This is a genomic window from Streptosporangium sp. H13245 (assembly GCF_055690525.1).
The window spans coordinates 78,690-93,631 of sequence record NZ_JBSZKT010000024.1 but is presented as its reverse complement, the minus strand read 5'-3'; the positions used below and the strand labels follow the sequence as shown (position 1 = coordinate 93,631).

14 protein-coding genes are annotated in these 14,942 nt (G+C 70.4%); 2 read left to right on the top strand and 12 right to left on the bottom strand.

The genetic code is table 11. The annotated features are described in order from the left end of the window. Window positions 1–40: 40 nt before the first annotated feature. The 4 genes from ACW9TB_RS27260 to ACW9TB_RS27245 form a co-directional block, all read right to left on the bottom strand. The gene (locus tag ACW9TB_RS27260; RefSeq protein WP_472750914.1) at window positions 41–1,084 is read right to left on the bottom strand and encodes a ketoacyl-ACP synthase III family protein; all 1,044 of its coding nucleotides are present in this window, start codon (window positions 1,082–1,084) and stop codon (window positions 41–43) included. A gap of 19 nt (window positions 1,085–1,103) precedes the next feature. Further along, window positions 1,104–1,355 carry an acyl carrier protein gene (locus ACW9TB_RS27255; RefSeq protein ID WP_472750913.1) on the bottom strand — a complete coding sequence of 84 codons (252 nt, stop codon included), beginning with the start codon at window positions 1,353–1,355 and terminating at the stop codon, window positions 1,104–1,106. Further along, window positions 1,352–2,377, bottom strand: coding sequence for a ketoacyl-ACP synthase III family protein (locus ACW9TB_RS27250; RefSeq protein ID WP_472750912.1), 1,026 nt, complete (start codon window positions 2,375–2,377; stop codon window positions 1,352–1,354). The genes ACW9TB_RS27255 and ACW9TB_RS27250 overlap by 4 nt, the downstream gene beginning before the upstream one ends. A gap of 403 nt (window positions 2,378–2,780) precedes the next feature. Beyond that, window positions 2,781–4,067 carry a cellulose binding domain-containing protein gene (locus tag ACW9TB_RS27245; RefSeq protein ID WP_472750911.1) on the bottom strand — a complete coding sequence of 429 codons (1,287 nt, stop codon included), beginning with the start codon at window positions 4,065–4,067 and terminating at the stop codon, window positions 2,781–2,783. A 588-nt stretch (window positions 4,068–4,655) separates the two neighbouring features. On the opposite strand from ACW9TB_RS27245, the gene ACW9TB_RS27240 reads away from it, so the two are divergent. Then, on the top strand, window positions 4,656–4,874 hold the full coding sequence (locus ACW9TB_RS27240) for a hypothetical protein (RefSeq protein ID WP_472750910.1): 219 nt from the start codon (window positions 4,656–4,658) through the stop codon (window positions 4,872–4,874). A gap of 490 nt (window positions 4,875–5,364) precedes the next feature. Further along, window positions 5,365–6,168, top strand: a complete 804-nt coding sequence (locus ACW9TB_RS27235; protein WP_472750909.1) for a hypothetical protein — start codon at window positions 5,365–5,367, stop codon at window positions 6,166–6,168. 64 nt (window positions 6,169–6,232) lie between these two features. On the opposite strand, the gene ACW9TB_RS27230 is transcribed toward ACW9TB_RS27235, so the two are convergent. The 8 genes from ACW9TB_RS27230 to ACW9TB_RS27195 form a co-directional block, all read right to left on the bottom strand. Next, window positions 6,233–6,946 (bottom strand): response regulator, encoded by a 714-nt coding sequence (locus tag ACW9TB_RS27230; protein ID WP_472750908.1) that lies wholly within the window; start codon window positions 6,944–6,946, stop codon window positions 6,233–6,235. Further along, on the bottom strand, window positions 6,943–8,163 hold the full coding sequence (locus tag ACW9TB_RS27225; protein ID WP_472750907.1) for a sensor histidine kinase: 1,221 nt from the start codon (window positions 8,161–8,163) through the stop codon (window positions 6,943–6,945). The genes ACW9TB_RS27230 and ACW9TB_RS27225 overlap by 4 nt, the downstream gene beginning before the upstream one ends. Before the next feature lie 144 nt (window positions 8,164–8,307). Then, window positions 8,308–8,880 (bottom strand): DUF6461 domain-containing protein, encoded by a 573-nt coding sequence (locus ACW9TB_RS27220; protein ID WP_472750906.1) that lies wholly within the window; start codon window positions 8,878–8,880, stop codon window positions 8,308–8,310. A 212-nt stretch (window positions 8,881–9,092) separates the two neighbouring features. Further along, window positions 9,093–10,289, bottom strand: coding sequence for a tetratricopeptide repeat protein (locus ACW9TB_RS27215; RefSeq protein WP_472750905.1), 1,197 nt, complete (start codon window positions 10,287–10,289; stop codon window positions 9,093–9,095). Beyond that, window positions 10,283–11,668 (bottom strand): AAA family ATPase, encoded by a 1,386-nt coding sequence (locus ACW9TB_RS27210; RefSeq protein ID WP_472750904.1) that lies wholly within the window; start codon window positions 11,666–11,668, stop codon window positions 10,283–10,285. Before ACW9TB_RS27210 ends, ACW9TB_RS27215 begins: the two co-directional genes overlap by 7 nt. Window positions 11,669–11,964: 296 nt before the next feature. Continuing rightward, entirely contained in the window at window positions 11,965–13,740 is a 1,776-nt protein-coding gene (locus ACW9TB_RS27205) for an MOSC domain-containing protein (RefSeq protein ID WP_472750903.1), read from the bottom strand. 177 nt (window positions 13,741–13,917) lie between these two features. After that, entirely contained in the window at window positions 13,918–14,292 is a 375-nt protein-coding gene (locus ACW9TB_RS27200) for a DUF5360 family protein (RefSeq protein WP_472750902.1), read from the bottom strand. A gap of 33 nt (window positions 14,293–14,325) precedes the next feature. Further along, the gene (locus ACW9TB_RS27195) at window positions 14,326–14,928 is read right to left on the bottom strand and encodes a response regulator (RefSeq protein WP_472750901.1); all 603 of its coding nucleotides are present in this window, start codon (window positions 14,926–14,928) and stop codon (window positions 14,326–14,328) included. Window positions 14,929–14,942 lie beyond the last annotated feature (14 nt).

Here is a 14,942-nt window from a genome sequence, read left to right as displayed (position 1 = left end):
TCGGTTCAAGCCACTCTTCGGGTGAGGCCCGCTCTTCGGGTCAGACCCACTGGGGGTTGTCGATGATCTTGATCACGGCGCCGGAGACGGTCACTCCCGGCCCGGTGCCGAGCATCAGCATGTGGTCGCCGGGGCCCAGCTGCCCGGTCGTGAGCAGGTGGTCGAGGGAAAGGACCTGGTCGCTGGCCCCGCAGTGGCCGATGGTTCGGCCGTAGTCCCAGGTCGAGCGGGACATGGGCAGGTCGAGCATGGCCATGCACCGCTGTTCGACGATCTCTTCCGAGTAGTTCATGAACGCCACCCGGGTGAGCGCGTCGGCCTCGATCCCGCTCTCGGCCAGCGTGCGCTCGACGACCTCCATCAACGCCCGCTGGATCTTGAACAGCGCCGCGGTGGCCTCGCCCTTGGACATGACCTGCTGCCGGAACTGCTCGTTCCTGGCCGCGAAGCTCATCCGGCGCCCGACCGTGACGCCCGGGGGGAAGAGGGGTTCGCTGCCCCGGTGCAGTTCCTCGGCCTCGACCACCGTCGTCGTGCAGACCGACATCAGGCGCGCGAAACCCGTCCCCCTGGTGAGCACGAGCGCGCCCGCGGCGTCCCCGCCGATGTAGCCGGGGCCCATCCGCCACCGGTCCATCAGCGGGGTGCCGTAGTTGTCGGCGGCGACCAGCAGGGCGGCCTGCCTGCCGGGAGCGGCGTCCAGGTGACCGGCCGCGAGCTCCAGGGCGATGAACATCCCGTTGCAGCCCTGCCGGATCTCGGTGGCCAGGACGTCCCCGCCGACGAGGTGACGCTGCAGGTAGGAGTGCGGGGGCCAGCCGTCCGGCCCCTGGTGCCACGTCGAGGCGTACAGGAGAAGGTCCAGGTCGCCCGGCGCCCGGCCGCTGCGCTTGAGCGCGCTCCGCGCCGCGTGCAGGGCCATCTCCGGAGCCGGTACGTCACCGGCCACCACCGCCCCGGCCAGATTGTGCAGCTCGGCCTCCTCGGCCGGGTACCAGCCCTTGGCGACGGCCTTCTCGACGCTGACGACGGTCCGGGGCAGGAAGGCTCCCACCCCGCTGATGTACGTGTCCGCCAACCGCATGACTGTGTCCTCGCCCCGGCTAAACGGATTCGAGTTCTCTGACCATCGCCACGATGGTCACGACGTCCCGGAAGTTCTCGGGGTCGAGCCTCGCGGCGGGGATCGGGACGCCGACGTCCTTGCGCAGGAAGTTCAGCAGCCGCGCCGTCCGCAGGGAGTCCAGGAGACCCGACACGAGGAGCGGGGTCGTCTCGTCGACCTTGATGTCGTCGCCGTCCAGGACGAGGTTCTCCTGGATGAAGTCGACCAGCCTTCGCTCAAGCTCGGTCATGCGCGTGCCCCTTCCGTGACGGGAGAGCTCGTGACGGGAGAGGTGGAGAGGATCCTGAACACCGCCGCGGCGACGGACGTCCCGGAACCGAACCCGACCATGAGCAGGTGGTCTCCGGCCACGAGCCCGCCGGTCGCGATCAGATGCTCGAAGGCGATGAACTGGTCCACCGCGCCGCAGTGACCCACGCGCCGCCCGTAGTCCCAGGTCGTCTGGTCCTCGTCGATGCCCAGCCAGGACATCTGCCCCTCCAGGTCCTCGCGGCGGCCGTGCGGCAGCGCCACCCGCGTGATGTCGGAGAGCTCGATCCCGGCCTCGTCCAGGGTCTGTTCGACCTGCTGCATCATCGTCTTCTGGATCGTCAGGTGGATCCCGGTCCCCTGCGCCTTGAGCAGCCGCTGGCGGAACTCCTCGTGCCGGTCTCCGAAGCTCAGCCCCCTGCCGACGGTGGCGTCCGGGGGGAACAGCGGGTAGGCGCCGTCGTTGACCGCGTCGGCCTCCGGGATCACCGTCGCGTTCACCGACAGGAGCTCGGCCATGCCGTACCCCTTGCCGAGGACGAGCGCGGCCGCGGCGTCGCCGATCAGCGCCCCTGGGGTCATCCGCCAGCGGTCCACCAGCGGGGTGCCGTGGTTGTCCGAGGAGACGACCATCGCCGTCTCCCGGTTCGGGTCGGCCTGCAGGTAGCTCGCCGCCAGATCGAGCGAGCTGATCATCCCTACGCAGCCGCTCCGGATCTCGAACGCCGGCACGTTCCCGCCGAGAAGGTGCATCTGCAGGTAGTGCTGGGGCTGCCAGCCGTTCGGGCCCTGGTGCCAGACCGACGGGTAGAGCAGAAGGTCGAGATCGCGCGGGGAGGACTCGCCCCAGCGGTCGTACGCGTCCAGGACCGCGAGCCGCGCCATCTCGGGCGCGGACATGTCACCGGCCACCGCCGCGCCGATCTGCTGGAACCTCTCGGCCTCCTCGGCCGGGTACCAGCCCTCACGAACCGCCTGCTCGACACTCACGCTGTCAGGCACATAAACGCCAAGGCTCCTGACGAACATGTTGGATGTACGCACACGTCCCCTAACTCATCAACTCATCGACGATCCCGGACAACGGCCTTCGGGCAGCGGAAGGCGGCTTATCCGATTTATTTCGGGCCCCGGGATATCAAGCGGCTCCGGCCGGTCAATGAAAACAACGGAAAATAGGCCGACGAGCCGTCAGGGGCAACAATAGGGGCGGCTCGTCGGGGAAAGCAATATGAAAGCCGGCTATCTGGTCGGCGACATTCCGTGATCGGGTTTCGACGGAACGTACTGGACTCCGGAAATGCGTCTTTCCGCTACACGCGGCGGTTTTCCCGAATGTAACGGTCCAGAATCCGGAGAACGGCGCCGGGCCTTCGCCTGTTCGGCTCGGGCCCGGCGCGTCGTCTCAGGCGGGCACTCTCGTGCAGACGATGTTGTTGAGTTTGAACTGGGCCGGAATGACGTTCGTCCCGGTGGCGGTCGCCGCGAAGCCGAAGCTCTGGCTGGAGCCGGGGCCGATGTAGGAGTTGTGGCCGGCGTCACGGGCCGTCACCTGGGTGCCGACCTGGGTCACCGCGGCGTTCCAGGCGGTCGTGATGTTCTGGTTGCCCGACCAGGCCCACGTCAGGGTCCAGTCGTCGATGGGGGTCGTGCCGGTGTTCTTGACGGACACGCTGCCGTTGAAGGCGCCGTTCCAGACTCCGTTGGAGTAGGTGACCTCGCAGGAGGTGCCCATCTTGAGCCCGCTGCGCAGGAAGGTCGTGAAGTTGGGCCAGGTGGGGTTCAACGTGCCGGTGCCGACGGTCTCGCCGCAGCCGGTGGTGGTGCGGACGGTCTGCAGGCCGTACTGGGCGGGGTCCATGATCTGGGGCATCATGTGGTCCGCGGCGGGCACCGAGACGAACGTGGCTTTGCCGCACTGGGCCTTGATCCTGTTGTAGAGCAGGACGCTCTGCCCGTGCGGGACCAGGAAGTCTGCCTGGCCGTGCAGGAACATCAGCGGCGGGTCGTTGGCGTCGGCGTAGGTCATCGGATTGGCCTGGGCCACCGTGGCCGGGCAGGTCTGGATCGGGCAGCCGACCAGGAGGGACTCCGGGGAGGCCGGGGAGTTGTGGTCGAGCCCGCCGGTCGGCAGGTTCTGCGCGTTCATCTGCAGGAAGTCGGTCGGGCTGTAGAAGGCGATTCCCACCTGCACGGCGCTGGAGACGCCGGTCGTGCCGACGGTGCCCTCCATCGCCGCCACGCCACCGGACAGGGTGGCCATCTCCGTCAGCCAGCCCCCCGAGGAGTCGCCCATGATCGCGAAGCGATTGGGGTCGAGGTTGTAGGTGGCGGCGTTCGCGCGCAGCCAGCGGATGGCCGCCTTCATGTCGTGCACCTGGGCCGGGAAGATCGCCTGACCGCTGGACCGGACGCTGACGCCGGCCACGGCGAAGCCCAGCGGGTTGAAGATGCTCGCGATCGCGTCCGCGCCTGCCTTGCCGTCGTCGCTCGTCCACGCCGAGCCGGTGTGCCAGATCAGCAGCGGCCGGGGCGTCATGCCGGTGGACGGCAGGTGGAGGTCCAGCAGGTGTCCCCTGCTCCCAGCCGGTTGTGCGGGTGCGTAAGCGATGTCAGTGATCACCTGCATGGCGTGAGCCGGCGGCGCGTAGGCCGCCGACACGCCGAGGACGGCCAGCATGGTCATCGCCATGCCGGCAATCGCGGCCGTGCGGATTCGAGCTTGCATGGTACGACTCCGGTCGGGTCGGATGATCGCCGCTTCCCCGGTGACCGTCCGTGTCTTCTCCCGTGCCGGGGCAGCCGCGACCGGCACGCTGACCGTAGCGCCTGCGAGAACAACGTCCTGGTCGAGTGTCGCGGCTTACATCGATATGGGCGGGGCGACGATATGACACGTAAGTGACGATGGTCAAAGTTTTCTGCGTGTCGTTTCCATCGAACAGGAAAAGCGGCATAAATCGTACTTTACAGATCATGCAGGACGAAGGCAGCACAGAGCATCCATGGCATGCACAGGCAGTCGGATACGCGCCTGCGAGGCCTTTCGCGACCGCCACGTCTGGAATTGGACGGAAGCCGGAACCCGCCGAGAACAGACGACCCGGGAAGCAATACCGGCTTTACCGGCGGTAAACACCGGTGAAACATGTGTCATCGGGCGACAACGCCGCCGGACGTTTCAGCTCCTCCCCGCGGCCGATCCGAACGTGACAATTTTCCTGACGCGTGATGAGTGGTAATGTCCAGCTTCATGATCTCCCCAGTCACAGGAGGACGAATGCGAAAGGTACGCGCTGTTCTCGTCTCGGCCGTCATGGTTCTCGGAGTGTCGCTGACGATCGGCGCCGCCCCGGCACACGCCGAGAGGCTGGCCGGTGTCTTCAAGGAACACTCGGAGTGCGAGCGGATCGGAACTCAGGGCGTCACCCAGGACTGGTGGGACGACTACTCATGCGAGTGGGAGAACCGCTACCGCTACTACTTCCTCTACGCGTGAGCCTCTACGCGTGACCCTGTGAGACGCACGCGCCCCTCCGGCCCCCGAGGAGCCGAACCGGGGGCGCGTGCTCATGACCGCTTCGGCCTGCGGCCCCCAGCGTGTGTACCGTCCCGCTCGGGCCCGACCCCGGGTTCGGCCCCGGGCGTATGACGAACCGCGCGGCTTCCGCCGTGGTGCCGTACGAGCGGAAGTCACCCGCGACGCGACGGCTACGGCCGTGAGAACCCCGGCCAGGGACTGCCGTGACGCTCTTCGGCGACGGGCCGCCGCTCCCTCCAGGGCGCGAGGTTATCGCCTCAGCGGATCACCCGGCATCTGCCCACGGTCGGACACGTACGTCCGTCTGGGGTCGCACCACCTGCTCGTACCCGCCCGCCAAGATGCGACCCGAGCCAGACGCGCGCCCCCCGCGTCGCCCCGCACCATCTTGGTGTGCCCCGACATACCGGTCCGGGCGCACCGACACGGACAGGGCGGGCGGCGATCCATGAAGATTGATCCTGGCGGGCGCATCACGCGATGGCGGCGGGCCGGCGCGGACCGGCGGGCCGCCAACGCCGCCGCCAACCTGGACCGCCAACCCCCGTTTCCCGGCCGGTGGGTGAGCGTCATCTCGCTGATCGGCGGTCCTACCCTGATCATGGCCGGGACTCTCCTGCGCTCCCCGTTCTACTACTTCGTCCCTTACCAGCTCACCGCCTACACCCGGCATCCAGCCCTCGTCACCGCCGCCTACGCCTGCTTCGCCAGCGGGTTCGTGCTGCTGTGGCCGGCGATCATGACGCTGGCACAGCGGATCGCCACCACCAACCCGCTGTGGGGACTGTGGGGCGGTTGCCTGGTGATCGTCGGCCTGTTCACCCGGACCTTCCAGTTCGGCACCGACCACCTGGCCTTCCACCTGACCGACGCCCTCGGCCTGCGGACCATGCTCACCGGCATCGACGGCTACTACCTGGCATGGCGGGACACGGTCTGGCACCCGTTCAGGTCCCTGTCCGGGCCCGCCTTCTTCGGCTGGGTCGTGCTGGCCGTCGGCGCCTACCGGTCCGGCGCCCTGGGCCTGGGCCGCTCGATCGCGCTCGGCCTGATGTCGGCGCTCGCGCTCGGGACGCTCAAAGGCACCGAACCGCAGTCCTTCGTCGCCGTGGGCGGCCTCTGCGTCGCCCTCATCCCCCTGGGCGTCTCGCTGCTGCGCGGCGGCCCCCCGCCGACCAGACGCGCCATGATCTGGGTCGCCGTCCTCATCGGCGTGCACGTCCTCATGACGGGCTTCGGCCCGAGAGGATGACGATCCGGACCGGTGCCGACCGTCCCGGGAGCGGCCGACGGACGTCCGGAGAGGGGCGGACCGGTCACCGATGGCCGTCCGAACCAACGATGAGCCCGCCCTCATAGGCGGCGATGACGAGCTGAGCCCGGTCCCGGGCCCGCAGTTTGGCCAGGAGGCGGCCGATGTGGGTCTTGACCGTACCGACGGTGAGGTGCAGGTGCTCGGCGATCTCGGCGTTGGACATCCCCCTGCCGATGAGGGTGAGCACCTCGCGTTCGCGCGGGGTGACGTCATCGAGGCCCCGTACGACCCGGGTGGAATGAGGGCCCCGCAGGAACTCGGTGATGAGCCGGCGGGTGACGGTGGGTGCGAGCAGCGCCTCGCCGGAGGCGACGACCCGGATGGCGGCGAGCAGCTCGGCCGCCGTGGCGCTCTTGAGCAGGAAGCCGCTCGCCCCCGCCCGCAGCGACGCGTACACGTACTCGTCCAGGTCGAACGTGGTGAGGATCAGTACGCGCACGTCGGCGCAGGCGGGGTCGGCGTGGATGCGCCGGGTCGCCTCGATGCCGTCCATGTCCGGCATCCGCACGTCCATCAGGACGACGTCGGGCCGGTGCCGGCGGGCCAGGAGCACGGCCTCGGCACCGGTGCCCGCCTCACCCACCGCGGTCAGCCCCGGTGTGGCGTCGATGAGGACCTTGAGGCTGTCGCGGATCAGGGCCTGGTCCTCGGCGAGCAGGACCCGGACGGGCGGGGACGAGTCGTGCGGTCCGGCACCCGTGTCGTCGACGCTCATGCCGCGGTGCCGTCCGGGTCGTAGGGCAGTCGAGCCGACACGCGAAAGCCTCCTTCTGGCCGGGGCCCCGCGTCGAACGCGCCCCCGTACATCTTGGTCCGTTCCCGCATGCCGACCAGGCCGTGTCCGCCGTGTCCGTCGTGTTCGCCGCCGCTCGCGCGCGGCGGCCGGCCGTGGCGGGGGCCGTCGTCGACGACCTCGATCACCGCCTCCCGCCTGTCGGCGTCCACGGTGACCGCGCAGCGGGTCGGCCCCACGTGGGTGACGACGTTGGTCAGGGCCTGCTGCACGATCCGGTACACCGACATCGCGACCGCGGCGGGCAGCGCGGCCTCCTCGCGGACGGTCAGCTCCACCTCGACCCCGGCCGAACGGGCGTGGGCGGCCAGCTCGGGCAGGTCGGCCATGCCGGGCGTGGGCACGGGGTCCCGCCGGGGATCGCCGTCGGAACGCAGCAGGTCGAGCACCCGGTGGATCTCGGTGAGCGTACTGCGGCTGGTCTGCTCGATGACGGCCAGCGCGGCGCGTACCTCCTGCGGGCGGGCGTCGGCGACGTGGTTGGCGACGGTGGCCTTGACGGCGATCAGGCTCATACTGTGGCCGATGACGTCGTGCAGTTCGCGGGCGATGCGCCTGCGCTCGTCGGTCACCGCGGCGTCGGCGAGGTGGCGGACGAGGCGGGCGGTCGTGTCCCGCTTCCAGCGCACGGCCGTCCCGAGGGCCCACGTGACGGTCAGGAGCACCCCGATCGTACCGATCTCGATCGGCCAGGCCGCCGGTAGCTCGCTGGGCGCCGCCGCGAGCGCGAGACCGGGGAACACCTGCGCGTAGAAGATCAGGATCGCGGTCACCGCGGCGGACAGGCAGGCCGCCAGGCCCGCCACCGACCAGGCGATCGAGACGGTGGTGGCCACCGGGTACAGCACGAGCACGGTCGGCACGAAGGTCAGCCAGATCGCGCCCGCCGCGACGGCACCGGCCACGGTCACCCCCGTGCCCGCGGCGCACGCGACGGCGAGCATGGCCCGCGGCCGGTGCCGCCGGACGGCGATCGGAAGGCTCAGGACCGCCGCCACCAGCCAGGCCGACCACGCGGGCCACGGTGACGACGGCCCCGGCGGATCGACGATGGCGTACCTGACGAGCAGCGCCACGGCGACCGCCACCGCCGCGTCGGTGACGCCCCTTCCACCGCGCCGCCATCCAGCCCGTTCCATGATGGGACGCTATCGCCTCACCAGATCACGCGGCATCCGCCCACGGTCGGACATCCACGCCTCCGTCCGAGGTCACATACGAGGTCACACCACCGGCTCGCATGGGCCACACCAAGGACCTTGAAATCACCAATCCGACCAGAATTACGAGGTGGTCGGTTCTGGGACGACGCCCCACATCAACGTGGTGCCCTTCAGCAGCCGCTCCGTCGCCCTGATCCCGGTCAGGTGCTCGACGAGCAGGAAGGCGGGCCCTCGGTAGAGCCGGGGACCCGACGGGTAGAGCCTGTCGATCTCCGTCATCGCGTCCACGAGTTCGTCCGGGATCTCCGTCGGATCTCCGTCGTCGCCGCCCCAGGCCAATCGGATCTCGCCGTCCTCACACCAGTGGAAGTAGTCCATGTCCTTGATGCCGAGAGCGGCTTGGGAGACGAGGCGGGTGCCCCTGGAGAGTTCGGTGATCACGTCCTCGCGGGTGCCGAGCCAGTCGGAGTCGAAAACGAACGTCCAGTCGCCGATGGGGGTGACGCCGAGCGGCTTCTCGGAGCGTGAGTAGTAATCCGGATCGTCGGGGAAGGGGCCCGGCGTGAAGTCCTCCCATCGGCCGCCGAGGCGGGCGACCACCTGTTCGGGCGTGGCACGGACGTAGATGAAGCTGTAGCACTCCTCGGCGTACTCGCCGCGGAGCCAGGAGATGTCGAGAGGCCGCATGGTCATGTCGTCATGCTGTCAACCGCCACCGACAGGAACAGCACCCGGTCGTCACGGGACGATGGAGCCGGGCGCGACGCGGCGTGAACTCAGGATCACCTCACTGGACTGGGGAGCGGCCCGGGCGTTCACCTCACGACGAGATCCCGCCCGATCGAACGGGATCTCGTCAGCCGTTCCCGAGTCGGCTCGGGAACGGCCCCCGCCGCCCGAGCGCCCTAGACCTCCCGGCGGGGGCGGAAGATCTTCCGTACGCCCGCCGCGATCCAGATCGTGGCCAGCGCGGCGTAGGTCGTGAGGAGAACCGGGGGGAAGACGGAGGTGACCAGCGTGCCGAGGGCCGCCACCGTGAGGAGGATCGCCCAGCCGTACAGGACGCGCCGCCCGGCCGGGGAACCGGTGTGGGCGGCCTCCTGGACGGGGGTGATCAGCGCCATGGTCGCCACCCCGGCCGCCCCGAGCACCTCCTCGCCGAGCCCGACACCCAGGCCGAGCAGGGTCGCGCCCACCGCCAGCAGGCCCAGGCAGAGCATGGACACCCGGGCCGCGGCGCCCTCGAACAGCAGCCGGGTGGCCTTGGCCCTGGCCAGGCGGAGCGTGGTCCAGGACTCGGCGATCCACGCCGCCCAGTGCAGCAGCGCGACGATCACGAACACCAGGATGACCGGCGGCAGCGCGGGCAGCAGGAACAGCGTCCTCCAGCCGACCACGAACCGCCGCCGCAGCCGCGACAGCGTCCGGTGGACCGGATTGCGTTCCTTCAGCGCGAACACCAGGGAGTCCCTGGCCGCTTCGAAGCCCGGGTCCAGGCGGAGCACCTCGCGGAAGGACTCGGCGGCGGTCCTCGGGTCACCGGCGGCCAGCGCGGCGCGGCCGTAGGCCCAGTGCGCCCGCGTGCTCTCCGGGTCGTTGCCCACGGCCTGGGCGGCGACGGCCCTGGCCTGCTCGTGCCGCCCGAGCATGGTCAGCGCGATCGCCAGCAGGGCGGCCAGGTCGGCGTCCTGCGGCTCCAGCCCGAGGCCGCGGCCGGCGCACTCGGCCATCTGGGCCCAGTTACGCCGCGTCATGTGCACGCGCGCCAGCAGTTCCCAGGAGGGGGCGTACTCGGGATGGAGGGCGAGACTGGCGGTGGCCGCGCGGGCGGCCTCCTCGACCAGCCTCGCCCGGTAGTGCACCTGGCCGGACAGGTAGTGCGGCATCCAGTTGTCGGGCGCGAGCCCCACCGCCTCGCGCGACTCCTCCAGCGCCTCGCCCGTACGGCCCTGCTGGACCAGCGCCAGGCCCAGCAGCGCGTGCGCGCCGATGTGCTGGGGCTTCTCGGCGAGGACGCCGCGCAGCTCGCGCTCGGCGTCCGCGGGGCGGCCCATCTGCAGTAACAGCTGTGCCCGCGCCAGCGGGTCGTCCGTCTTCACCATTTGCGCTGGATCCAGGGCATGAGCTCGTCCCAGGCGCCCGACTCGTTGGCGTGCATCACGTAGTTGCGCGCGGTGGCCATCCACTCGCGTACCGCCGTGGGCCTGGTCGCCTTGGCCGCGGCCAGCAGGTCGCGGGTGGACAGCGGGATCGGCCGGCCCGCGCGGATCGACTCCTGCAGCTTGACCTCGACCGCCCGGTCCACCAGACCCTTGAGGTCGGCGCCGACGAACTGGTCGGTGACCTTGGCCACCGCGCCGAAGTCGACCTCCGCCAGCGGCTTGTCACGGCACAGGATGCGCAGGATCGCCGCCCGCGCCTCCGCGTCCGGCGGCGGTACGAAGACGAGCTGGTCGAACCGGCCAGGACGGCGGAACGCCACGTCGATGTACCAGGGCGCGTTCGTGGCGGCGAGCACCAGGACGCCCTCGTTCGCGCTCTGGTCGACACCGTCCAGCTCCGACAGGAACTGGTTGACGAGCTGACGGCTGTGCACCTGCCGCATGTCGGAGCGGCGCGCGGCCAGCGCGTCCACCTCGTCGAAGAACAGCACGCAGGGCCGGTGGCGGCGGGCCAGGTCGAACGTGGCGCGCAGGTTCCGCTCGCTGGAGCCGATGTACATGTCGAGGATGTCGGCCAGCCCGACGCTCACGAACGCCGCGCCGAGCTCACCGGCGGCGGCCCTGGCCAGGTGCGTCTTCCCGACTCCCGGCGGCCCGTACAGCAGGACGCCGCCCCCGGCGCGCTTGCCGAAGGCGGCGAACAGCTCGGGCTGCTGGACGGGCAGCAGCAGCTTGACCCGGAGCGCCTCCTTGACCTCGTCCATCCCGGCGACGTCGGCGAAACTGGAGGCCGACCGCTCGACCTCAGCGCTGGACCGCTCGTGGGTCGCCGAGGAAGGCCCCAGGTACGCGGTCCCGGCGGGCTGGGGCGGCGCGGGTGACACAGGTGGCGCGGATGGCGCGGTGGCGGCGGGCAGCGGGATCACCAGGCGGGCCGCCAGGTCGGCGTCCGCGACGGACGGGTCACGCGAGACCGCCTCGTGGTAGCGGTAGGCCGCCTTGTGCACGCTCCCCTCACCCAGCAGGGCACGGGCCGCCAGTATCCCCACGCGCGGCGGGTATCCGCCCAGGGCGAGCAGCGGCTCCAGCGCGGACAGCGCCTCCCCGTACGAGCTCTGCCGGACGAACGCCTCGGCCAGCCCGGCCGTGATGTCCGGGTCCTTGGGCGCGAGCACGAGCGCGGCGCGGAACTCGGCCTCCGCGTCGGCCAGGTACCCCTTGCTCAGCAGCTGCTCGGCCAGGTGCCGGCGCAGGGGCAGGTTGTCCGGGGAAAGGCGAGCGGCCTCGCCCAGCGCCTTCAAACCGGGGTCGTCGACCACGTTGCCCAGTCCCTTCTGTTGCGATATCGGTGGTTCAGAGCTAGTCAAACTACCGAAATCGAACTCAGGTGGTGGTCTGTATGTCAGCCTTTGTCGCGCTTGCCACCGCTCAATACCTGGTCGGCGCGGGCCACCGATTCTCCGTCCCCGGGCAGCGGTGGACTCCTCCCACGTCACAGCCCTGAAAGGGAGACGCGGACATCACCTGATCACCGACGCCACCGGCGTCCTCACCGGTGGGCCAGGACGTCAGGATCGAAACCGGCGTACGTGGCCGAAAACGGCGGGCGAGGGCGTCAGAGGTCGAGGATGAGGTCCTCGCGGGGTTGCGAGCAGCAGATCAGCGCGTTGCCGTCGGCGGGGGCCTCCACCGGCTCCGGCGAGTAGCCGATCGTGCCGGACAGCAGGCCGCTCTCGCAGGTGTGGCAGACCCCGGTACGGCACGACCAGCGGGTCGGCACATCGCACGCCTCCGCGAGGTCGAGCAGGCTCGCGTAGGCGGGGTTCCAGGGGACGGTGAGGCCGCTGCGCGCGAACGTGACGGCGGGCCCGGTTCCCGGCGCGCCGGGGGGCGGGTGCGGGGGGCGGGCGGCTGCCGGGGTCACCCCCGGCGTCAGCGCCGCCTGCGCGCCGAAGACCTCCGTGTGGACGCTCGCGGGGGCGAGTCCGGAGGCGACGAGGGCGGGCGGCAGGTCGCGCATGAAGGCGGGAGGACCACAAAGGTAGGCGTCGGCGGCGTGCGGGACGCCGAGGCGGCCGAGGAGTTCGACCGACAGCCGTCCCACCGTGTCGTAGTCGGCTCCCTCGCGGTCGCCGGGCGCGGGGTGGCTGTAGCAGACGTGCTCGTGCGCGTTGGGAAGCAGGGTGCGAAGGTCGCGGCTCTCCGCGGCGAACGGGTGTTCCGTGCCGTCGCGCGTGCCGTACAGCCACCACACCTCACGGGTCGAGCGGGCGGCGGCGAGGGCGTGCAGCATGGCGAGGACGGGGGTCGCGCCGATGCCCGCCGAGAGCAGCAGGACCGGGGCGTCGCCCTCTCGCAGGGTGAACGTGCCGCGCGGCGCCGCCACGTCGAGAAGGTCGCCGACACGCGAGTGGGTACGGAGGTAGGTGCTGGCGGCGCCCCCGGGCTCCTGCTTGACGCTGATCCGGTAGCGACCGGCGTCGGGAGGGCCGGACAGCGAGTAGCTGCGGATGACCGGTGGGCCGCCGTTCTCGGAGCGCAGCCGTACGGTGAGGAACTGGCCCGGCAGGGCGGCGGGCAGCGGCTCTCCGCCGGGGGCCTCCAGGGTCAGCGAGAACACGCTGCGGCTCTCGGCGTCGATCCGGGTGATCCGCAGCGGCCGGAACCCCGGCCAGGCGGGCGGCGGCCCGGCCGCGGCGGGTGCCAGCCCCGGGTTTCCCGCCGGTTCCTTCTCCGTACCCTTGTCGTCGGGCCGGTCGAGCAGGGCGCGCAGGGACGCCCGCCAGCCCTCGCTCAGCGCGGGGATGCGCAGCGCCCGCTCCAGCCGGTCGCGGGGGTGCCCCGGCAGGTAGAGCAGGGCGTCGATCTCCGCCACGGACATCGCCTCCGGACCGGAGGCGACCTTGACGATCTCGTCGCCCGCCTCCACCCGCCCTTCGGTGATCACCCGGAGGTAGAACCCGGGACGCCGGTGGGACACCAGCAGGGCCGCCATCCGCGGCTCGTTCATCCGCAGGCCCACCCGGTAGCAGGTGACCCGGGGCTGGGTGACCTCGAACACCGCCTCCCCGACGCGGTAGCGGTCGCCGACACACACCTCGTCGTCGGGCAGCCCGTCGACCGTGAAGTTCTCCCCGAACTGCCCGTAGACGAAGTCGTCGCGGCCGAACTCCTCCTGCCAGTGCCGGTAGGAGTCGATCTGGTAGACCAGCACCGCGCGATGCTCGCCGCCGTGCCCCTGAAGGTCTCCCTGGCCGTCCCCGTCGATGTTCAGACGGCGTACCGTGCGCGGCCCGGCCACGGAGCGCTTCCACACCCCGGTGTGCACCGTCGTTCCGTGCCACGGAACGTCCTCGGGCAGGCCGACATTGATCGACAAGAGCGTCGCCACGTGTCCTCCCCCTCACCACGAGGCACTCGGCTCCCTTGCAGGATACCTCGTTCTCGCAGGTCAGCCGGTATCTCACAGCGCGATGACGCCACGGCGGCGACCGCTGTACGGCACGGCATCACGGTGAGGGCCGCCCCCGAGGTGACCACCACACGCCCGACCCGCCGGGCGATCCAGTCACTCCGATGATGCTCCAAGCCACTGATGCTTCAAGCCACGAGGCCGAGCCCGATCAGGAAACGACGAAATCGACGGGATCTCGTCAACCGTTCCTGAGCCGGCCCAAGAACGGCCTCCGGTGAGATGTTCACCTGAAGATCGCTTCCCGGAATCGGCCTGATCGTTTCCCGTGAGAAAACGCCGACGCTCCTCCCGAGGCCCCTCGCGGCGGGATCGGTCGCCGCCCGCGGCATCCGGATGTCGTGGCGCCAATCCCCTCGTGCGAGCCGTGAGACGGATGATCCCCGGGACGGGAAAGAGCATGAGGTAGAGGTTCGGTATCCACCAGGCCGGGGAGAAGTCTCCGCGCAGGGTCCAGAACGCGATCGCCATCGGCCCGGAGGCGTCATTCTCCGCCGTCGGCGCTCACAGCCAGTCGTGCTCGCGCGCGTACCGTGCCGCTTCGTGCCGGGTCCGGGTCTGGGTCTTCTGCATCGCGTTCGAAAGGTAGTTGCGTACCGTGCCCTCCGCCAGGTGGAGCCGGGTGGCGATGTCGGCGACCGAGTAGCCTTCGCGGGTCGCTCGCAGCACGTCGATCTCGCGGTCGGTGAGCGGGCAGTCGTCGATGACGGCGAGGGCGGAGACGTCCGGGTCGATCCATCGCTTGCCCTCGTGCAGGGTCGCGATGACCGAGACGATGTGCGCCGGTTCCGCGGACTTGCTGACGAAGCCCTGCACCCCGAGTTTCAGCGCCTTGCGCAGCACCCCGGGCCTGGCATGGCGGGTCAGCATGAGGATCACCTGCTCCGGCCGCGCACGGCGGATCTCCGCGACGGCGGCGAGCCCATCCATACCGGGCATCTCCAGATCGATGACGAGCACGTCGGGCCGGTGCCGCAGCGTGGCCTGGACGGCCTCCTCACCTTCTTGCGCTTCGGCGAGCACGGTGATCTCACCCTCCAGGGGAAGCAGCGCCGCCAGCGCCTTGCGCAGGAGCGCCTCGTCGTCGGCGAGTACCACGGTGGTCATCGATCGTCCTTCCC